This is a genomic window from Congregibacter sp. (assembly GCF_047617445.1).
Lineage (GTDB): Bacteria > Pseudomonadota > Gammaproteobacteria > Pseudomonadales > Halieaceae > Congregibacter.
The window spans coordinates 57484-76795 of record NZ_JBLGBE010000007.1 but is presented as its reverse complement, the minus strand read 5'-3'; the positions used below and the strand labels follow the sequence as shown (position 1 = coordinate 76795).

General features: G+C 55.9%; 18 protein-coding genes. 6 read left to right on the top strand and 12 right to left on the bottom strand.

Going from position 1 to position 19312, the window contains the following annotated elements; all coding sequences use genetic code 11:
• The first annotated feature begins 169 nt into the window (after window positions 1-169).
• The gene (locus ACI9KD_RS03540) at window positions 170-1339 is read left to right on the top strand and encodes a TRAP transporter substrate-binding protein (RefSeq protein WP_414979771.1); all 1170 of its coding nucleotides are present in this window, start codon (window positions 170-172) and stop codon (window positions 1337-1339) included.
• Between the two features lie 48 nt (window positions 1340-1387).
• On the opposite strand, the gene ACI9KD_RS03535 is transcribed toward ACI9KD_RS03540, so the two are convergent.
• The 3 genes from ACI9KD_RS03535 to ACI9KD_RS03525 all read right to left on the bottom strand — a co-directional run bounded on the left by ACI9KD_RS03535 (window position 1388) and on the right by ACI9KD_RS03525 (window position 3873).
• Window positions 1388-1783 carry an acyl-CoA thioesterase gene (locus ACI9KD_RS03535; RefSeq protein WP_414979770.1) on the bottom strand — a complete coding sequence of 132 codons (396 nt, stop codon included), beginning with the start codon at window positions 1781-1783 and terminating at the stop codon, window positions 1388-1390.
• 78 nt (window positions 1784-1861) lie between these two features.
• Entirely contained in the window at window positions 1862-3220 is a 1359-nt protein-coding gene (locus tag ACI9KD_RS03530) for a TRAP transporter large permease (protein ID WP_414979769.1), read from the bottom strand.
• Entirely contained in the window at window positions 3220-3873 is a 654-nt protein-coding gene (locus ACI9KD_RS03525) for a TRAP transporter small permease subunit (RefSeq protein WP_414979768.1), read from the bottom strand. The genes ACI9KD_RS03530 and ACI9KD_RS03525 overlap by 1 nt, the downstream gene beginning before the upstream one ends.
• Between ACI9KD_RS03525 and yaaA the strand changes: the two genes are divergently transcribed.
• The 3 genes from yaaA to ACI9KD_RS03510 all read left to right on the top strand — a co-directional run bounded on the left by yaaA (window position 3873) and on the right by ACI9KD_RS03510 (window position 6837).
• Entirely contained in the window at window positions 3873-4655 is a 783-nt protein-coding gene (yaaA, locus tag ACI9KD_RS03520; RefSeq protein WP_414979767.1) for a peroxide stress protein YaaA, read from the top strand. The genes ACI9KD_RS03525 and yaaA overlap by 1 nt on opposite strands.
• 62 nt (window positions 4656-4717) lie before the next feature.
• Window positions 4718-6238, top strand: coding sequence for a flavin-containing monooxygenase (locus ACI9KD_RS03515; protein ID WP_414979766.1), 1521 nt, complete (start codon window positions 4718-4720; stop codon window positions 6236-6238).
• A gap of 2 nt (window positions 6239-6240) precedes the next feature.
• Window positions 6241-6837 (top strand): DUF938 domain-containing protein, encoded by a 597-nt coding sequence (locus ACI9KD_RS03510; RefSeq protein WP_414979765.1) that lies wholly within the window; start codon window positions 6241-6243, stop codon window positions 6835-6837.
• A 46-nt stretch (window positions 6838-6883) separates the two neighbouring features.
• On the opposite strand, the gene ACI9KD_RS03505 is transcribed toward ACI9KD_RS03510, so the two are convergent.
• From ACI9KD_RS03505 to ACI9KD_RS03485, 5 genes are all read right to left on the bottom strand, one after another.
• Window positions 6884-7357 (bottom strand): hypothetical protein, encoded by a 474-nt coding sequence (locus ACI9KD_RS03505; protein ID WP_414979764.1) that lies wholly within the window; start codon window positions 7355-7357, stop codon window positions 6884-6886.
• Window positions 7358-8074: 717 nt separating this feature from the next.
• Window positions 8075-9073, bottom strand: coding sequence for an LLM class flavin-dependent oxidoreductase (locus ACI9KD_RS03500; RefSeq protein WP_414979763.1), 999 nt, complete (start codon window positions 9071-9073; stop codon window positions 8075-8077).
• 113 nt (window positions 9074-9186) lie between these two features.
• A complete protein-coding gene (locus ACI9KD_RS03495) occupies window positions 9187-10338 on the bottom strand; it encodes a GNAT family N-acetyltransferase (RefSeq protein ID WP_414979762.1) in 1152 nt (383 codons plus the stop codon).
• Between the two features lie 16 nt (window positions 10339-10354).
• On the bottom strand, window positions 10355-11242 hold the full coding sequence (gene ubiA, locus ACI9KD_RS03490; protein WP_414979761.1) for a 4-hydroxybenzoate octaprenyltransferase: 888 nt from the start codon (window positions 11240-11242) through the stop codon (window positions 10355-10357).
• Window positions 11243-11263: 21 nt separating this feature from the next.
• Window positions 11264-11881 carry a chorismate--pyruvate lyase family protein gene (locus tag ACI9KD_RS03485; RefSeq protein WP_414979760.1) on the bottom strand — a complete coding sequence of 206 codons (618 nt, stop codon included), beginning with the start codon at window positions 11879-11881 and terminating at the stop codon, window positions 11264-11266.
• Window positions 11882-12028: 147 nt separating this feature from the next.
• Here ACI9KD_RS03485 and ACI9KD_RS03480 point away from each other — a divergent pair, with 147 nt between their 5' ends.
• Window positions 12029-13408 carry an FAD-dependent oxidoreductase gene (locus ACI9KD_RS03480; RefSeq protein ID WP_414979759.1) on the top strand — a complete coding sequence of 460 codons (1380 nt, stop codon included), beginning with the start codon at window positions 12029-12031 and terminating at the stop codon, window positions 13406-13408.
• Between the two features lie 13 nt (window positions 13409-13421).
• On the opposite strand, the gene recG is transcribed toward ACI9KD_RS03480, so the two are convergent.
• Window positions 13422-15482 (bottom strand): ATP-dependent DNA helicase RecG, encoded by a 2061-nt coding sequence (gene recG, locus ACI9KD_RS03475; RefSeq protein ID WP_414979758.1) that lies wholly within the window; start codon window positions 15480-15482, stop codon window positions 13422-13424.
• A 59-nt stretch (window positions 15483-15541) separates the two neighbouring features.
• Between recG and ACI9KD_RS03470 the strand changes: the two genes are divergently transcribed.
• Window positions 15542-16429, top strand: a complete 888-nt coding sequence (locus ACI9KD_RS03470) for an NAD(P)H-binding protein (protein ID WP_414979757.1) — start codon at window positions 15542-15544, stop codon at window positions 16427-16429.
• Here the strand turns inward: ACI9KD_RS03470 and ACI9KD_RS03465 are convergent.
• The 3 genes from ACI9KD_RS03465 to rpoZ form a co-directional block, all read right to left on the bottom strand.
• Window positions 16397-16780 (bottom strand): RidA family protein, encoded by a 384-nt coding sequence (locus tag ACI9KD_RS03465; protein ID WP_414979756.1) that lies wholly within the window; start codon window positions 16778-16780, stop codon window positions 16397-16399. The two genes, ACI9KD_RS03470 and ACI9KD_RS03465, sit on opposite strands and share 33 nt — an antisense overlap.
• A 34-nt stretch (window positions 16781-16814) precedes the next feature.
• On the bottom strand, window positions 16815-18932 hold the full coding sequence (locus ACI9KD_RS03460; protein WP_414979755.1) for a RelA/SpoT family protein: 2118 nt from the start codon (window positions 18930-18932) through the stop codon (window positions 16815-16817).
• A gap of 109 nt (window positions 18933-19041) precedes the next feature.
• Entirely contained in the window at window positions 19042-19302 is a 261-nt protein-coding gene (gene rpoZ, locus ACI9KD_RS03455) for a DNA-directed RNA polymerase subunit omega (RefSeq protein ID WP_414979754.1), read from the bottom strand.
• Between the last annotated feature and the right edge of the window lie 10 nt (window positions 19303-19312).

The following is a 19312-nucleotide window of genomic DNA, read 5'->3' as shown; positions in this document are numbered from 1 at the left end:
GCAATGCAAGAGTCGAGGTCAACTTCGCGGCCGAGGGCACAAAGTGGCTGGTGGTGCAGTATGCGAAACTGCAGGCGCTGTAGCGACGCGGTGTCTATGATCGAGTCAGAAATGGTCGAGCAAAAAATCCAGTGACGAGCGCTAAGGCGGGTTTTGGGGTGATGGCGATATGAGTAGATCAGCAGGGATTAATCGCGAGGCGCTGGCCGTCTTGGTGTTGGCAGCCGCACTTGTTTTGCTTGTCGCGCTTTGGGCCTTTGAGCGTGTCACCAGCGATCGGGCTGCGGGACCGGGCAATGCTGGCGAGTTGGGTCAAGGTGGTGAGCGCATTGAATGGAAGCTTGTAACCACCTGGCCCAAAAACCTGCCTGGTCTTGGACGCACCCCAGAAGTGTTCGCGCAAATGATTCGCGAGATGAGCGCGGGACGAATGGAAGTTCGTGTGTATGGTGCTGGAGAAATTATTCCCGCATTTGAAGTATTTGATGCGGTGTCATCCGGTGTAGCGCAAGTGGGCCACGGGGCAAGCTACTACTGGAAAGGCAAAATTCCCTCTTCTGTGTTTTTTACAGCTGTTCCTTTTGGCATGACCGTTCAGGAAATGAACGGCTGGCTGCACTACGGCGGGGGTATGGAGCTCTGGCAGGAAGTGTATGCCCCAGCGGGTCTTGTACCCTTTGCCGGTGGCAGTACCGGCGTGCAGATGGCCGGTTGGTTTAATCGCGAGATAAAGTCTTTAGAGGATCTTAAGGGCTTGCGCATGCGTATCCCGGGCCTGGCGGGCGAGGTGTTCAGTGCGGCCGGTGGTGAGGCGGTTCGCATTCCCGGTGGAGAGGTATATACAGCGCTGCAGACCGGCGTGATCGACGCGGTGGAATGGGTGGGACCTTACAATGACCTGGCCCTGGGTCTGCACGAAATTGCCGAGTTCTACTACTATCCTGGGTGGCACGAGCCGGGCTCCATGTTGGAGTTCATCGTGAATCAAGACGCTTTGGAGGCGCTTCCCGAGGACTTACAAGCCATCGTTCGTTATGCCGCGCGGGCTGCTAATCAGGATATGCTCGATGAGTTCACCGCACGCAATAACCGTGCGCTTCGCGAAATGATCGAACAGCACAACGTTAAGTTGCGACGTCTGCCAGACGACGTTCTTGAGGCCTTGTATCTCGGTAGCGAGAAAGTCATGGCAAAACTGATAGCTGAGGACGCGATGGCGGCCAAGGTGAATGCCTCGTTCCAAGCATTCCTGACGGATGTCCGGGCGTATCACGAGATTTCCGAGCAGTCTTACATCAATGCGCGTCGGGATCTTATGGGGCCGCTAATCAAGGAGTAGAGCTGTAGCTATTGCGCCGCGGACATCGCCAAGAACAGTCAGAAGCGCTTAACTGTGAGTTATGGTTCGGGTGCGCCGCTGCTCATCAATCGCAACAAACACAAACTCTCCCTCGGTCACCTTGATGGGCTCGCCATCATGGGGGGAGTTAATCCACACCTCCACCATAATGCGAACGGATGATCGTCCGATCTCTATAACATCACAGTAGCAAGACACCACGGCACCGACGTGTACTGGCGTGATAAAAGCCATGCCATCAACAGCTACCGTTGCCACCCTGCCCTTTGCGACTTCGCCTGCGGCGATCGCGCCGGCAAGGTCCATCTGCGACAATAACCAACCGCCAAAAATATCCCCGGAGGCGTTGGTGTCTCGCGGCATGGCAATGGTTTGCAGGGCCAGTTCGCCCTGGGGCAGAGGTGTGGAATCTATGTCGCTCATGGTCTTTCTTTCTACTTTATGGGGTGGGAGTTAACTTGCGTTTCACGCCAGTTGGCCAAACTGTGATCCAAGACTTGATCATAGCTGTGCAGGCAACCAGGTTGCTAGTGCAGGCCACATCCAAAGCGCCGCCAATACCAGCAACTGAATAAAAATAAAGGGTATCACGCCCCGGTATATGGCGGAGGTGGGAACGCTGTCTGGCGCCACACCTCGCAGATAGAAGAGTGCGAATCCAAAGGGCGGCGTCAAAAACGAGGTCTGGAGATTAATGGCAATCATAATGCCCAGCCATACCGGGTCTACGCCCATAAGCAGCAAAATCGGGCCGACTATGGGAACCACGACAAAGGTGATCTCGATAAAGTCGAGGACAAAGCCCAGGGCAAAAATGACCACCATCACCAACAAGGTGGCAGAAAAAACGCCACCCGGGAGGTCAGTAAAAAACGCCTGAATGAGTTCTTCGCCACCAAAGCCCCGAAACACCAGAGAAAACACCGCTGCTCCAATAAGAATCATGAAGACCATCGCGGTGGTTTCTAAGGTGCTGGTCACAATCTCTTGAAGCTTCAGACGATTGATTTCGCCGCGCAGTGCTGCCAATAACAGTGCGCCCGTTGCGCCTACCCCGGCGGCTTCTGTGGGTGTGGCGGCACCGGCCAGTATTGAACCCAGTACTACGGCTATGAGGATGAGCGGTGGCACCAAACCGTGGAGCAGCTTGCTCCAGGACATCGTCCGCGTCTTTGACGGAGGGACACTCGCCGGGCGAAACAGGGCCATGCCCAATATGTAGATACAGTACAGGCTGACTAACAGCAGGCCTGGAATGATCGCGCCCACAAAAAGGTCCCCGACAGACACTGTTTTTGGGCTAAATACATCGAGTTGGAGCTGGGCCTGCTGATAGGCGCTGGACAGAATGTCGCCCAATAGCACCAGGGCAATGGAGGGAGGAATGATCTGCCCGAGGGTACCGGTCGCGCAGATTGTCCCGGTAGCGATGCTGGGAGAGTAGCCTGCCCGCAACATACTGGGCAGCGATAACAAGCCCATAGTGACCACGGTAGCGCCAACAATTCCTGTGCTTGCCGCAAGGAGCATGCCCACGAGTACAACCGAGATGGCCAGTCCTCCCGGCAGTCGACCCAGTAGCGCAGACATACTTTCCAGTAGTTCTTCGGCTACCTTCGATTTTTCAAGAGTCACGCCCATCATGACAAACAGGGGTACCGCGATGAGGGTGACGTTGCTGATAGTCCCAAACAGCCGGCCCGGTAAGGCCTCCAAAAAAGCAGGATCAAAACTTCCCGCTATTGTGCCTACAGCGGCAAAAAGGAGCGCTGTGCCTGCTAGCGTAAATGCGACTGGGTACCCCAGCATCAACAGGCCGCATACCGCCGCGAACATCCATAAGGCAATGGAACCGTCCATCAAAGACTCTCGTGACGAATTAAAGTGTGGGCATTGCGTAATATGTCTGCCATACCGGCTATGGCCAGATTGATTGCCATCAGAGGCAGTAGCGTTTTAAGGATATATAAATACGGAATGCCGCCGGGCTCTGGTGAGCTTTCGCGAATCTCCCAGGCATCACCGACATAGCCCCAACTGAGAATCATAATCACCGCACACAGGGGCAGCAAAAACACGATACCGCCCAGGGCATCTACCCAAGCGCGCTGACGGGCGCTGAATTCGCGATAGAAGATGTCTACCCGTACATGGCCTCCGGACGTGAGGGCATAGGCGACACCGAGCATAAAGAGGCTGCCGTGCAGGTAGGTGACGGCTTCCTGCATGGCGATGGAGCCGGTAGAGAATCCGTAGCGTAGAATGACAACTGCAGCGGTCAATAGCGCCATGGCTAAAGCGCACCAGGCGAGCAGGCGTCCGGACAGCAGGGTAAAGCGATCAACCGTCTGTATAAGAGACGCCCAGTTAAGCACCTGTTTACTGCCTTTCTTAATGCCGGAGGGCGAGGGTATCATAGCCCACCGCGTGGTCTCTTCTTTGCGTAACACACTGAGAACCCAGCTAAAACGCGAATGAAAACCCACTTCATCAAGTAGTAAGGATACTGGCAATGCTGAGCGTTATCTCCCCGGCCAAAACTCTCGATTTTGATTCGCCCGTAACATCGCGCAAGGCGACTCAACCGGAGTTTCTGGAGCGCTCCGAAGCGCTGATAGAGGACGCTCGACTCTTGGATCCTGCTGATATTCGATCTTTGATGGGTGTGTCCGAAAATATCGCTGCGCTGAACCATCAGCGTTTTATGGATTGGCACCGACCTTTTGATAAAAATAATGCGCGACAGGCGATCCTCGCGTTTAAGGGTGACGTTTACACGGGTCTTGAGGCCGAAACCATGGATGCCACGCAGCTGGCCTATGCCCAGAAGCATCTTCGTATTCTGTCGGGGCTATATGGATTGTTACGACCCCTGGATCTTATGCAAGCCTATCGTTTAGAAATGGGCCTGAAGTTTGCCAACAATGGCGGCAAGAACCTCTATGAATTTTGGGGAGTGTCTTTGACCGCGAGTCTTAACAAACAGCTAAAAAAGACGGGTACCCGGGCCCTGCTTAACCTGGCATCCAATGAATACTTCAAGGCCGTTAAGCCTGGAGCCTTAGATGCAGAAGTCATCACGCCGGTCTTTAAAGATTTAAAGAACGGCAAGTACAAAATCATCAGCTTTTTTGCCAAAAAGGCTCGAGGGCAGATGGCGCGTTACATAATCGATCGAGAGATCAATGATGTGGCGGCACTTAAAAAGTATCGCGTGGGTGGTTACCGCTACAACGCCGCAGAGTCTTCGGCGCGAGAGCTGGTGTTTACTCGGGACGAAGCACCCAGGAGCTAGTTTCGGCCAACAAACCGAGCGATGCCCCTCACTATAGTGATAACAACGACAGGGAAGGCACCATGAGCGACGACATGAGCGACGACATGAGCGTAGATGCCAGCGCAGAAAAGAGCGCAGAACAGTCCGCTCATCAGGTGGTGATCATTGGCGCGGGCATGTCTGGTCTGTGCATGGGAATCAAACTTCGGGAGCGCGGGATCACCGATTTTGTGATTCTTGAAAAATCACCCGAGATCGGTGGCACCTGGCACGACAATACTTACCCCGGCGCCTGCTGTGATGTGGCTTCAGTGTTGTACAGCTACTCCTTTGCGCCCAACCCGGATTGGTCCCATAAGTTTTCGCCACACAACGAGATTAAAGCGTATTTCCAGCGCTGCGCCGAAGAATTTGGCCTTCTTCCGCACCTGCGTCTAAGTACAGCGGTGGATCACGCGCAATGGCAAGAAGAGGCGGGTCTTTGGGAGGTTCGTCTTGCCAATGGTGAAGTGCTCACCGCGCGCAGCGTTGTCAGTGGCCTTGGCCAATTGAATCGACCGAACATTCCGGACTTTGCTGGCCGCGATAGTTTTGTAGGGCACAGCTTTCATTCAGCACGCTGGGATCACGATTACGACCTAAGCGGTAAACGTGTGGCGGTGATTGGAAACGCAGCAAGCGCATTGCAGTTCATTCCACGCATCGCCAAGCAGGTGGACCAGCTGCACGTTTATCAACGTAGCGCTAACTACGTGATCAAGCGTGATGATCGAGCCTACAAAGATTGGGAGAAATGGATTTTTCGTCACGTACCTTTTGCACAAAAAGCCGTGCGCGCGATGGTGTACTTCCGTGGCGAGTGGCTGTTCTATCCCGTGCTACGCAACAGCTCTACCTGGCTACTTAAGCAGTGGGAGAAGTGGTGTATAGATTATCGCGAAGAGGAAGTCGAGGATCAGGAGACCCGGGACAAACTGACGCCGGATTATCGTCTGGGTTGTAAGCGAATTCTCATTTCTGATGATTTTTACGGCGCGTTTGTCAGAGACAACGTCGAGCTGGTTACTTCACCCATCACCGGCATGGGCGAGGACGGTGTCCGGGCACAGGACGGTGTGGACCGACCTGTGGACGTTGTTATTTATGCCACCGGATTCAACACCTCCGAAATGCACAGCGCCGTGGAGTTTAAGGGAGAGAATGGTCTTTCGCTCCAAGAAGCTTGGCGCGACGGCGCCGAAGCCTATCGCGGGGTTTGTACCCATGGCTTTCCTAATTTTTTCATGCTTTATGGACCAAACACGAATTTAGGCAGCAACTCGATCATCTTCATGGTGGAGCGACAGGTCGACTATGTTGTCAACTGCATAGACAAGTTGTTGAGCCATGAGCTTCGTGCGCTGGACGTAAACGAGAACGTCCAGATGGCGTATAGCGAGCGCATGCAGGCCGAGTTGGCCCAAACCGTTTGGGTGGCGAGCTGCGAAAGCTGGTACAAGAACGCGGCGGGTAAAGTGACTAACAATTGGCCTCGATCAACGTTGGCCTACTGGTGGCATATGCGCAGTCCGGACTTTTCTGATTTTGACATGCGTGCCTGACGGTGCTGGATCTGCCTTTTTCTCAGGCCGCAGAGAACAATCGAGAACCTATTCTGCACCAGCTCCAGCGCCTGTTAGCGGATGCGCGCTCCGTATTGGAAATTGGTGCCGGCACCGGCCAACATGCCAACGCCTTTGCGGCAGCAATGCCTCATCTGCAGTGGCAGCCCAGCGAGCACCCTAAATCGCTAGATACTCTGCGCCCCCGCTGCGAGTTGGCACAGTTAGAAAATCTCCTTTCACCGATTGCCGTGGATATTTGCCAGACTCCCTGGCCTTCACCCTGGCCCGATGCGGTGTACACGGCCAATACGCTGCATATTGTGTCGAAGGCGTTGGTGCAAACGCTGTTTCAGGTTTGTGCCGCTCAGGGAGTATCGGGCTCGCAGCTGATTGTTTACGGCCCCTTTAACTATGAGGGGCAGTACAGCTCTGACTCCAATGCGAATTTTGATGCGTGGTTACAGGATCGTGATTCGAGCAGCGGGATTCGTGACTTTGAGTGGGTGGAGTCTTTAGCGGATACCGCAGGGTATTTTTTGCAGGAGGACGTTGCGATGCCTGCTAATAATCGATTTCTGGCGTGGGAAAAGCGCTGAGTTGGTAACTCGATCCTGTTGTTGTGAGGGTAGAGCTAGGCCCTTCCTAGGGGGCGTAGTAGTAAAACTCCCCTGCATAGGTCGGAATTGTCGTGTACTTCGAGTGTAAAAACTCAACTAAGTCTACTAATTGAGCAACTGTAAGAGTCTCGGTAAAGGCCGGCATTGGAGACACCATAGATTCTTCGTCGGCACTAGGTGGCTGATACTGTGCAGATATACGGTGGTCAGGGATGACAATCGATGTGAGTAAATCCCCGTAGTGCTTTACGTAGTGTATGTTTCCACCGAGCTGAATTCTTAACGCCGCGTCTTGCGGTTGTGTTATGTCTGAGTCGGCAACCACATGACACTGTGGGCATCCCATCTCAATAAACACCAAGGCACCTGTTTCCGTGTTGCCCTCCGGTAATACAAAGCCCTTTACTGGTGGTCTTTCCTGAGAACAGGCACCTAGCAAAACCGCACACACCACAGCAACCAGCGGTCCAAAACTTCTGATTCTGAAGATCTGATTCATAACGCTCTCCCAACAAGAATGGCTGCATTTTCCTAAAATCCAACAAACAGCGTTTCGTCGCATTGATTTGGATCAAAACTAGGGCTGATTAAGTACGTGAGGCCTGTGGCTCCCCAAGTGCCCCTTACAGCGGTCATCGGCTTAGCCAGGAATGGCGCGCTTTTGACACGCTATTCTCGTAAACGCGAATACTGCTCGGTTAGAGGTAGGGTTACGGGGGTGTTCCTTTTGGAGGCCGTATGCGGTGAGCGAACCACAGGCTGACTGCGGCTAATGCTGTGTAAACCAAAGTCTGTATCTAAAGCTTCGGAGTCGCGAAGCTGTTGTCGAACGTAGCAATCTCCGCTCCGCCTGGAGGCGCAAACGCTGCTGTGAAGGCGTAGTTCGACAGGGCAATCCAAAATTGTTGTAACCAGTATCCCGACAAAGCGGCTGCAGAAATATATAGAAGATTCGCTATTGCGAACTGGGCCGAAGTCAAACGCGGCGCTGCGACAAAAGACGCTGCAACAGTGGCAAAAATCAATGCAAGGATTCTGTCTATGCACGATCCGGCGCGTGCCGAATATTCACTGCTAAGGCTCAGTAGTTCGGCTCTGGCCATTCTAGGCTCTGGCGCCCCAAGCGGTATTCATTCGACAGCCAGGTTGCATATCCTCATCAGTAGGCTCTTCAGCTAGGCGAAAGCGGCTCTTCTGGTAACTTCCGCTAACACGCTCAGAGCGTCCATGCCTTCTGTCCCAACGCCTCGGCCAGTAGTTCGAAGGAGTGCACGCGCGCCTTGTGGTCCCAGATCGCGGCGGCGACCATCAGCTCGTCCGCGCCGGTGGTCTCGATCAAAGGTTCGAGTTTTGCCAGAATCGTCTCCGGGGTCCCATAAAACGAGCAGGCCAGCATGGACGATACCTGCGCCTTTTCGGCATGCGACCAGAAGGCCTCTATATCGTCGATCGGCGGAGGAAGTTTGCCACGGCCGCCGCGCACCATGCGGGTGAAGGTCTGCTGTGACGAGGTGAATAGCCGCTTCGCCTCGGCCTCGGTGTCGGCAACGATCACGTTGCAGCCGACCATCACGTAAGGCTCTGCAAGCTGCACTGATGGTTCGAACCGCTCGCGATAGATTTTCACTGCTCGCAGCAGTTCCTGCGGCGCGAAATGCGACGCGAAGGCATATGGCAGGCCCAGTATCGCACCGAGCTGCGCACCGAACAGGCTGGATCCGAGTATCCACAGTGGCACGTTGGTATCCTCGCCCGGGATCGCATGAAGAGACTGGTGCTCCTGCGGCGGGCCGAGCAAGGTGCGCAGCTCAACCACGTCCTGCGGAAAATGTTCCGACGAGTCCGGACCGCGACGCAGCGCCCGCATCGTGTGTTGGTCCGTTCCCGGTGCCCGGCCGAGGCCAAGATCGATGCGTCCGGGAAACAGCGTCTCGAGCGTGCCGAACTGTTCGGCGACCACCATGGGCGAATGGTTGGGCAGCATAATGCCGCCGGCACCCACTCGTATCGTGCTGGTGCCGCCGGCCACATGACCGACGCACACGGCGGTCGCGGCGCTGGCAATACCGGCAAAGTTATGATGCTCGGCCAGCCAGAAACGGTTATAGCCCGCAGCCTCCGCATGCTGTGCGAGGTCGAGGGCATTGGCGAGTGCGTCGGCGGCGGTGAAGCCTTCGCCGATATTGGCCAGATCGAGTACAGAGAGTTTAACCATGCAAGGAGTCTAGCGCAGGCGCCGCTTCAGGTCTGGATGATTGTGCGAAGTCCCGATCGATCCACGCCGCGCACAGCTGTGCTCCGAGCAAAAGGTGCCAAAACCACAGGGGCTTAATCGCCTTGCGCCTCTTTAAAAGGCAGGAGGCCCATCGCGTCTTTACGGTATTCCTCAACGTGCGCCTGTTCCTGCTGTGTAAAGTTGCCCACGGCGGCGTCAAGCTCAGGGTTCGCTACCCAATGACAGGACAAGGTGGTGGTGGGCTCAAAGCCGCGCTGAATCTTGTGTTCTCCCTGCGCGCCGGGATCAAAGCGTTTGAGCCCGTGGCGAATACAGTAGTCAATGCCCTGGTAGTAGCAGGTCTCAAAATGTAGGCAGTCATACTCGCGACTGCATCCCCAATAGCGGCCGTACAAGGTCTCCCCATCGCAAAAGTACAGAGCACCGGCAACCGGGACGCCGTCTTTCTCGGCCAACGCCATGAGCACCTGCTCTCCCATATTGGCGGCCACCTCCAAGAAAAACTCTCGGGTTAGGTATCCGCCATGACCGCTGCGTTTTGCATAAGTCATCTGGTAAAAGCGGTGAAACACCGTCCAGTCGTCTTCGCTTAACTCTGTGCCGTTACGCATGGTAAGCGTCAGGCCCTGCTCGGTTACTCGGCGACGCTCCCGGCGCAGAGATTTGCGTTTGCGACTGGAGAATGTATCCAGAAAATCATCGAAGCTCTCATAGCCGCGGTTGTACCAATGAAACTGCACTTGATGCCGGGTATGCATACCGGCTGCTGCAAGTGATCGCGCGTCTTCGGCCCGGGGGAACAGCACATGCCAGGAAGACACTCCCAAGCTGTTAGCGAGTGCTGGCATTTGTTCACGTAAGGTCGCCCAAATAAACTCAGCATCGACATCTTCGGCATGCAGCAGACGAGGACCCGTCGCTGGGGTAAAGGGAATCGCAGTTAGAAGTTTGGGGTAGTACTCCAGCCCCATACGGCGCCAGGCGTCCGCCCAGGCCCAATCAAATACGTACTCGCCGTAAGAATGCGTCTTTAGCCAGGTAGGCAGTATCGCAAGCGTGCGGCTCTGGTCTTTAAGGCGTAAGTGCGCAGGCTCCCATCCAGCAGCTGCGGTTGTGCAGTCCGCCTGCTCAAGCCCCAACAGAAAGTCGTGGCGCAAAAACGGGTAGTCATCGCGGCGCAGTGCTTCCCACTGCGCCGCGGGAATGTCCGCAACGGAGTTAAGCACCTCTAGTTCGAGGTTCATGATAAACCCTGCGAGCTCAGACTCGGATCGCGTAGCTGGCTACAATACCCAGAAAAATCGTTAAGCCGACCCAGTTGTTGTGTAGGAATGCTTGGAAACATGCTGCCTCATCGCGTTCGCGAATCAAGTACAGGTGATAAACAAACAGCCCGGCCGTTACTAGCAGCGAAAGGTAATAGGGCCACGCTAGCCCGAACTCTCTGCCCGCAAGGACCAATGCTGTAAGACACAGTACTTGTAATACGGCGATAACGTTGCGATCGGACTCCCCAAACAGGATGGCGGTGCTTTTTATTCCGATTTCGAGATCGTTTCTGCGATCCACCATGGCGTACTTTGTGTCGTAGACCACCGTCCACAACACACTGCCCGTGAACAGCAGCCACAGTGCCGGAGGTAAACCGCCTTGTTGTGCGGCAAAAGCCATTGGAATGGACCAGGAAAACGCCAGACCCAGCACGACTTGGGGAAGATGTGTGTAGCGCTTCATTAGCGGGTAACAGGAAGCGAGGATTAACGCAGGCACCGATAGCAGGATGGTCAATAAATTGGTCATGAGCACTAAACCAAAGGCCAGCAGGCAAAGCAGTACAAAAAACCCCAGCGCCTCGACCACGGTGACATCCCCAGTGACCAGCGGTCGGTCTTGAGTGCGCTCAACGCTCCCGTCCAGATTCCTATCCGCCAAATCGTTGATGATGCATCCGGAAGAACGCATGAGCAGAGTGCCAAGACCAAAAACCACCAGTAGCTTGATATCAGGCAGGCCTTCCGCCGCAATCCACAGCGCCCACAAGGTTGGCCAAAGCAGCAAAAGCGTACCGATGGGTCGGTTCCAACGAATCAGACGCAGAAGCCCCGATAACTTGCTGGGGGAATCAGTAGGTAATGTCGCGCTGCTCATGAATGGCTTGCTGCCTCGTTGTCAGGACCGGGAGCGGCCAATTGTAGCGCTGACTTGGCCTCGCCGGGAGCGGTGAAGCGGTGTTGCAGACTTCCACTGCGGAAAGTCTTTGAGAAACACTTCACTAACTAGTATGGCTTTACCCGCGACCTGAAAACAGGAGCGGCGCGCCCAGGCCTCATTGTCCTGGTGGAGTAACTCAGGCAGATAGGAGTTATCACCGGCTAGTAATGCGACCTGGAACGGGCTGCGTCGCATATCGGGCCGTGAGAACAAGAAGGCGCCAAGGCTCTTGTTGTGTAAACGCCGCAGCCTGCGTAGTGGCCCATCGAGAGTACTCACCGGAAACACCGAGCGTGCATACACCACCGCTTTGCCATCAAGGCGCATCACTATCTGGCGCACCATAGCCTGTTCTTTAAGTGGCATTTTGAGAAGCTTTCGCTCATCCGCGTGCGGGGCTTCCCAGCGCTGACGCCAGCGTTCCAGAGAAAATTGCTTGCCGGTGTTCAGCAAATGCCGGGTGAGTGAGCCATCGTCGAGCAGCCAGCTGCGCACCGGCGCTAGCAGTGGTCCGGAAAGCTGTTCTTCGCGTCGCCAGTGCGGGACGCCTGCGTTGCGTCGTGCTTGCAGAGTCATAAGGATCTAGCCGGTGGGGAGGCTGAGAATGCGTGATGTTTGTCTCGCATGCAAGCCGATTGGATGGGTTTTCAGAGCAGTTGTCTGACGTGCTAATCTTGCCGCCCGCCGAGAAGAATGCATACAGTAGAAAGGAGCTCATCAGCCATGCGCAAATGGGAATGTATCGTCTGTGGACTTATCTATGACGAAGCCAAAGGCTGGCCTGATGACGGTATCGCGCCCGGAACCCGCTGGGAAGATGTACCCCAGGACTGGCTGTGTCCGGATTGCGGCGTGGGTAAAGAGGACTTTGAGCTTCTGGAAGAAGCTGTTCAGGAAGACGCACCTCATCATCAGACTCCCGGCGCTGAAGCACAACCGGCCCCCGTGGTGATCATCGGAACAGGACTTGCCGGTTATGGCATTGCTCGAGAGTTTCGCAAACACGATAGCGATACGCCGCTTTTACTGATTACCGAGGACGATGGCAGGGCCTACTCCAAGCCCATGCTGTCTACCGGCTACACCAAGAATACGGATGCTGAGGCGCTCACCCAGAGCGATGCGGGAACCATGGCCGCCAATCTCAATGCCAGTGTCTGGACCATGACTCGAGTACAGGCTGTGGACACCCAGCGTAAGGTGTTGAGCTTTGCAGATCGAGAGAGCGAGGTGCATTACGCCGCGCTGGTTTTTGCCACTGGTGCCAGCGTGATTCGGCCTCCCCTGGGAGGTGATGCACTGGAAAGGGTGTATTCCGTTAACGATCTTATGGATTACGACGATTTTCGTACGGCGATGCAAAGGCTGGAGGTCAAGCGCGTCGCTATTATCGGTGGTGGTCTTATTGGCTGCGAATTCACCAATGATTTGCTCAATGGTGGTTTTGAAATTGATGTTATCGACCCCCTTGAGCATTGTCTGCCGACATTACTTCCCGAGCCCTGCGCCAGGGCATTGCAAGCCGGACTCGAAGCCAAGGGCGCGCGTTTTCACTTTGGGCCATTGGTCACCGAGGTGAATTATGCCGCTGGCAGCACTGATTATGTCCAAGTCTCACTCAGTGACGGCAGGATGCTGGACGCGGATATCGTAGTGTCCGCCGTAGGTGTACGGCCGAACATCGAGCTTGCGAAGGCTTCTGGCATTGCAGTGAATCGTGGAATTGTTACCGATCGACATCTTAAAACCAGTGCTGCAGACGTATATGCCCTGGGCGACTGCGCCGAGGTGGCGGGGCACGTTCTGGTATACGTAGCCCCTCTAATGGCGGCCGCTCGGGCGCTGGGGAAAACCCTCGCGGGTGAGGTAACGCAGGTGAGTTATCCGGCAATGCCCGTGACTATTAAGGTGCCTGCCTGCCCAACCGTAGTGGCGCCGCCTGCGGCGAATGCCGAAGGCGAATGGGCATTCACCGTCGATGGGATGAGTACTCGAGGAGAGTATCGCAACGCAGCAGGAGACCTTTTGGGTTTTGCACTTACCGGCGATGCCACCAAGGAAAAGATGAGCTTACAGAAACTACTGCCGCCCATCATGGCATGAGGCTGTCTCGCCGCTAGACGTTAGCAAAAGCCTGGCGGTCTCCGGCCCAGCGTCGGATCAAGGGCTGAACGAGTTGAGGCTGAGATGTGTGGAGCTCTTCGGCGATGTCTTGAACCTCGTCCAGGAGATGCTCGTGTTCCGGCAATCTCGCAACGCGAAACTCCATAAGGCCGGTTTGCCGAGTGCCCAATACCTCGCCGGGGCCCCGTTGACGTAGGTCTTCCTCGGCAATGTAGAAGCCATCGTTACTTTCGCGCATGACCTGCAGGCGCGCGCGACTCTGCTTGCCCATGGGGGATTGATATAAGAGCACGCAGTGGCTTGCCGCACTGCCGCGACCCACGCGACCCCGCAGTTGATGGAGCTGAGCCAGGCCAAGGCGCTCGGGGTTCTCGATGATCATGAGTGTTGCGTTAGGTACGTCCACGCCCACCTCGATCACTGTCGTTGCGACCAACAGCTGGTACTCCCCCGCTTTGAATGCGCTCATAACAGCGTCTTTTTCTTTGGCTTTCATGCGGCCGTGGACCATCGCAACAGCAACACCCTTCAATGCATTTGCCAGCTCGGCGTAACTGGACTCGGCGGCCTGCGCCTGGAGCGTATCGCTGTCTTCGATTAAGGTGCAGACCCAGTAGACCTGACGACCATCCCGGCAGGCATGCGCGACTCGCTCGATGATTTCCGGGCGACGCTGATTGTCGATGAGCACCGTACCTACCGGTTGTCGTCCTGGAGGCAGCTCATCAATGATTGAGCAGTCCAGATCCGCATAAGCGACCATTGATAGAGTGCGGGGAATGGGGGTTGCGGTCATGATTAGCTGGTGAGCGCGCGACTCCCCCGCAGTCTTTTCACTGAGCGCCAGACGCTGGTGAACGCCGAAGCGATGCTGTTCGTCCACGATCACCAGGCCTAACTGTGCAAACTGGACGCCCTCTTGAAACAGCGCGTGGGTGCCTATTACCAGTGAGGCGTCACCGCTTTTTATGGCTGCGAGCGCCTGTTCGCGTTTTTGTCCTTTGACGCTTCCTGCGAGCCACATCTGTGTGACGTTCAAGTCGGCAAACCAGCTCGCAAAGTTGCGCCGATGCTGTTCCGCGAGAAGTTCTGTGGGTGCCATTACGGCAACTTGGTAACCGCTGGCAATGGCTATAAGCGCTGCCGCAGCCGCAACTATGGTTTTGCCGGAGCCAACATCTCCCTGCACCAGCCGGAGCATTGGCTTGGCAGTTGCCAGATCGGCCGTGATTTCTCCCATGACGCGATGCTGAGCGCCCGTTGGTTCAAACGGTAGCGCCTCAAGAAAGCGTTTGCCTAACTTTTGTTTATCTTCGAGCCTGGGAGCTGCGTGTTCCCGACTACGAGCTCGAAGTTCACGCATAGAGAGTTGATGCGCTGTAAGCTCTTCCAGGGCGAGACGCAGCTGGGCCGGATGACGACCGTCGCTAAGCGCCTGCAGGTCAGCTCCCGGTGGTGGGCGATGCAAAAACTGCAGCGCAGAACTTAGGCCGTAGTCATTCTTGCGCTCGGGAAGTAGCTCCGCCGGGGGGTTCTTTGCCAGTAGGAGTAAAGCCTGGTCAGAGAGTTTGCGCCACTGCCCCTGACTAATGCCCTCAGTACTGGGATAGATGGGTGTCAGCGACTCTTCGTTGCCGTCATTCCCAAAACTGCGGCAGTACTCGGGATGGATCATCTCCGTGTGTTGCGCCCCGCGGCGGACGGAGCCAAAGCAGCGCAGACGATCACCCTTTTGCAGCGCATTTTTTTGCGCCAAGGAAAAGTGAAAGAAGCGTAAGGTTGCGGTGCCAGTGCCGTCTTGAAGTTTCACCAGCAGCGACCGTCGACCACCGCCACCGCTAACACTCACCAGGGCGATCTCGCCCTCTATAACGACCTGGGTACCGTCTTGTAGTGCACCGATGGGAGTGACCTGTGTTCTGTCCTGATAGCGCAGGGGAAGGTGGAAGAGTAGGTCTGCGGCGCTGCTGATACCGTAGCTGCGCAGACGTTCTGCCATTTTCGGTCCCACACCGCGCAGGGACTCCAGGCTTTGTGTGACAATTCCACTCATAGCAAGGTCGGCGTCTGGCCGTGCGGCGGTAATTTAAAAACCCTAAGGGAGACAGGATTGTGCAGCGTAAAACGATAGCCATCGTCGGCTTTGGCGATCTCGGTGAACGCCTCACCGGCTTGTTGCCACCGTCGAACTGGCGCTGCGTTGGCCTGCGGCGCAGTGCGAATGCTGTTCCGCCGGGCGTCGAGAGTGTCGCGGTGGATCTTCGCGACGCCGACAGCCTTCGCGTGCTCGAGCGACTGCAGCCGGACGCCTTGGTCATTGCGCTGAGCCCTGCCGACCGAAGTCCCGCGGGATATCACGAGGGGTTTGCGGAGGCCATGACAGGTATTGTTGCAGGACTTGGGAAGCATCGTGTGCGCCACGCATTTTTTATTTCGAGCACCCGTGTTTACAGCGAAGCCAGCGGTGACTGGGTAGACGAGAGCAGCGCCACCGCTGACCAGAATTCTCATGTGATGGCAATCCTGCTCGCGGAGCAGAGCTTTCTTAAGGCCATTGATACTGGCGTGGTGCTGAGAGCTGGCGGGCTGTACGGGCACGGCCCCGGACCATTGCTCAAACGTGTGGCTGCGGGGAACCTCTCTCCTGCAGAGCCGCTGCGCTACGGCAACCGCATTCATCGCGATGACGTGGCAGCTTTTATGGCCGCCGGGCTGGCAGGAAAGCTGACCTTGGATGACCGAATCATCAATTTGGTGGATGACGCCCCGGTCGCGCTGCAGGAAATGGAAGCTTGGCTGTGCACTCAGCTTGGCCTGCCTTACGCACCAGTGACCCCGGCCACGGCCGCCGATACTCCGGCGCACAAACGTATTGGCAATGCCCGATTGCATGCCACTGGCTATACGCTGCAGTATCCCGACTATCAAGCCGGCTACGGTGCCGTGCTCCATCGCTGGATCGCGCACTCAGAGCGCGAGGACGGCCTCGATCTCCACTGATACGCCTTTGGGTAAAGCCGCCACCTGAACACAGGCTCTGGCGGGGTAAGGCTCATTGCAGAAGATTTCCATTACCGCGTTTACCGCCGCGAAATCCTGCATGTCAGTGAGAGAAATATTAATCTTTACCGCGTCGTCCAGACTGCCGCCGGCCGCTTCAGCGACCGCGGCCAGGTTGCTAAAAGCCTGGTTAGCCTGCGCTGTGACATCACCGTCAACGACCTCCATGGTCTCGGGGACAAGAGGAATCTGTCCGGATAGCCAGACGGTGTTGCCGACCTTGACGGCCTGAGAATAAGGGCCCAGGGCCGCGGGGGCCCGGGGCGTAGCGATCATTGCACGATTACTCACGGTTTGCTCCTGTTGTGTGTAGATACTGCTGTTGTTAGTTGCGCACGCGGCTCACTCGCCGCACGCTATCGATGCTTCGAAGGCGTCGCATGATGCGAGCAAGATGCACCCGGCTTTCGACGTGTAGATCCAGATCAACATAAGTGAACTGATAATCCTTGTCCGTTGAGCTGATTTTGTCGATGTTCACATCCATGCTGTTAATGCGTGTTGCGATGGTGGCAATCGCCCCGCGGCGATTTTCTGTCTCGATACGAAGCTCTGCGAGGAACTCCCCCTCTACAGGATCATCCCAACGAAGGGGGATCCATTGTTCTGGCTTCTCACGCATGTCCGCAAGATTGCGGCAATTCTCCCGGTGCACGATGACTCCGCGTTCGGAGCTGATATAGCCCGCTATTGGATCTCCCGGTAAGGGCCTGCAGCAGCGTGCGTAGCTAACCATAAAGCCTTCGGTGCCGCGTATCGCTAAGGGTGAATCACTGCCGGGTTGAGGTGTGGGCCCCTCGGTGTTTGTTTCTCCCGCGAGCTGTGAAGCCACGACGCCCGGGAGGCGCTTACCCTGCGCTAACTCGGCTAGAAGGTCGTCCAATGCACTTAGACCCGCACTTTCGAGGTAGCTGGCCAGACGCGCCTGCGACAACTCCGCGATGCTCAGTTCAAAGCCTCCGAGAGACTTATCCAGTAACCGGCGTCCCAGAGCAACGGCGTCTTCCTGAGTCTGGTGCTTGAGGTAATGGCGGATATTACTGCGGGCCTTGGCGGTAATCGCATAGTTAAACCAAGATGGGTTGGGGCGCGCACCGTTAGCGGTAATCACTTCCACCGTCTGGCCGCTTTCAAGGGGCTCAGACAAGGGTGCGAGGCGCCGATTGATTCGACAGGCAACGCAGGTATTACCCAGTTCCGTGTGCACGGCATAGGCAAAGTCTACCGCCGTTGCACCCCGGGGCAGTTCCATGATGCTGCCCTTGGGCGTAAAAATGTAGATCTCATCGGGAAACAGGTCGATCTTCACGCTCTCGATGAACTCAAGGCTGTTGCCTGCGCGCTGCTGCATCTCCAGCAGGCCCTGCACCCATTGTCGGGCACGGGCGTGCGAGCCTTTAGCGGTGTCTGAATTGCTTTTGTACAGCCAGTGCGCGGCGATGCCGTTGTTCGCCATTTCTTCCATTTCCCGGGTACGGATCTGGATTTCGATCGGTACCCCGTGCATACCCATAGTGACCGTGTGTAGTGATTGATAGCCGTTGGCCTTGGGTATTGCGATGTAATCCTTGAATTCCCCAGGCAAGGGTTTGTAGAGTGAGTGAATGCATCCCAGTACGCGATAACAGCTGTCTACGGAGTCCACGACAACCCGGAACGCATAGATATCCATAATCTCTGCGAAGGACTTCTTTTTGGCACGCATTTTTTCATAGATACTGTAGAGGTGCTTTTCCCGTCCAATCACGGTGGCTTCGTGCTCATCTTGTGCCAGCGCGTTTTCGATCTGGCTGCGCATCTTGTCGACTAGCGCCATGCGATTGCCGCGAGCGGCACGACGAGCCGCATCGATTCTACGTGCGCGCATCGGATACAGTGCGCTGAAGCCCAGGTCTTCGAACTCCATACGTACGGAATTCATCCCCAGGCGCATAGCAATGGGGGCGTAGATATCCAGGGTTTCTTTAGCAATCCGTCGGGCTTTCGCGGTAGGAAGCACCCCGAGGGTACGCATGTTGTGGAGGCGGTCCGCGAGTTTAACCAGAATGACGCGTATGTCCCGAGCCATCGCCAAGGCCATTTTCTGAAAATTCTCGGCCTGTTTTTCTTCGAGAGAGTCGAATTCAATCTGGGTCAGTTTGCTAACACCGTCAACAAGCTCTGCTACCGATTTACCAAACTGGGCTTCGATAGCGTCTTTGTCTACGCCTGTATCTTCGATGACATCGTGCAGCATCGCGGCCATCAGACTTTGATGATCCATGTGCATGTCGGCGAGGATGCCGGCTACGGCCAGCGGGTGTGTTACGTAGGGTTCGCCACTGCGTCGTTGCTGACCAAAATGCGCTTGCTCCGCATAATAGTAGGCCCGCCGCACGAGGGTGCTTTGCTGTTCGTCCAAATAGGAGCGCAGGCTGGCATCGAGAGAATCAATGGTCTGCATGATAGATCGCGGCCGCTACTGCGGAAACAGCCAGAGTCCGAGGCGGCTCTCACGCGAGCCTGAGAGCAGCGTGCTACGGATAGCGTAGCCGCTGCTATCAGTCAGGGGCTTAGAAGCTTTCGCTTGCACCCATCACTTCGGCGAGTTCTTCCTCGGCGTCCAATTCGTCTTCACGATTGAGCGTGTCCGGTGTTACCAGTCCTTCTGCGATTTCACGTAAAGCAATCACTGTGGGCTTGTCGGACTCTTCTTGAACCAGAGGCTCTTTGCCACCGGTCGCTAGCTGTCGAGCGCGCTTGCTCGCTACCATCACCAGCTCAAAGCGGTTGTCTACGGACTCAAGGCAGTCCTCTACAGTTACACGTGCCATATTTCTTCCC

Excerpts from the sequence above, each read along its gene's own strand:
- ACI9KD_RS03480 (WP_414979759.1), top strand. The coding sequence starts at position 12,029 with ATGCGCAAATGGGAATGTATCGTCTGTGGACTTATCTATGACGAAGCC.
- ACI9KD_RS03535 (WP_414979770.1), bottom strand. The coding sequence starts at position 1,783 with ATGAGCGACATAGATTCCACACCTCTGCCCCAGGGCGAACTGGCCCTG.
- ACI9KD_RS03460 (WP_414979755.1), bottom strand. The coding sequence starts at position 18,932 with ATGCAGACCATTGATTCTCTCGATGCCAGCCTGCGCTCCTATTTGGAC.
- ACI9KD_RS03530 (WP_414979769.1), bottom strand. The coding sequence starts at position 3,220 with ATGGACGGTTCCATTGCCTTATGGATGTTCGCGGCGGTATGCGGCCTG.
- ubiA (WP_414979761.1), bottom strand. The coding sequence starts at position 11,242 with ATGAGCAGCGCGACATTACCTACTGATTCCCCCAGCAAGTTATCGGGG.
- ACI9KD_RS03505 (WP_414979764.1), bottom strand. The coding sequence starts at position 7,357 with ATGAATCAGATCTTCAGAATCAGAAGTTTTGGACCGCTGGTTGCTGTG.
- yaaA (WP_414979767.1), top strand. The coding sequence starts at position 3,873 with ATGCTGAGCGTTATCTCCCCGGCCAAAACTCTCGATTTTGATTCGCCC.
- ACI9KD_RS03540 (WP_414979771.1), top strand. The coding sequence starts at position 170 with ATGAGTAGATCAGCAGGGATTAATCGCGAGGCGCTGGCCGTCTTGGTG.
- ACI9KD_RS03500 (WP_414979763.1), bottom strand. The coding sequence starts at position 9,073 with ATGGTTAAACTCTCTGTACTCGATCTGGCCAATATCGGCGAAGGCTTC.
- rpoZ (WP_414979754.1), bottom strand. The coding sequence starts at position 19,302 with ATGGCACGTGTAACTGTAGAGGACTGCCTTGAGTCCGTAGACAACCGC.
- ACI9KD_RS03485 (WP_414979760.1), bottom strand. The coding sequence starts at position 11,881 with ATGACTCTGCAAGCACGACGCAACGCAGGCGTCCCGCACTGGCGACGC.
- ACI9KD_RS03495 (WP_414979762.1), bottom strand. The coding sequence starts at position 10,338 with ATGAACCTCGAACTAGAGGTGCTTAACTCCGTTGCGGACATTCCCGCG.
- recG (WP_414979758.1), bottom strand. The coding sequence starts at position 15,482 with ATGAGTGGAATTGTCACACAAAGCCTGGAGTCCCTGCGCGGTGTGGGA.
- ACI9KD_RS03515 (WP_414979766.1), top strand. The coding sequence starts at position 4,718 with ATGAGCGACGACATGAGCGACGACATGAGCGTAGATGCCAGCGCAGAA.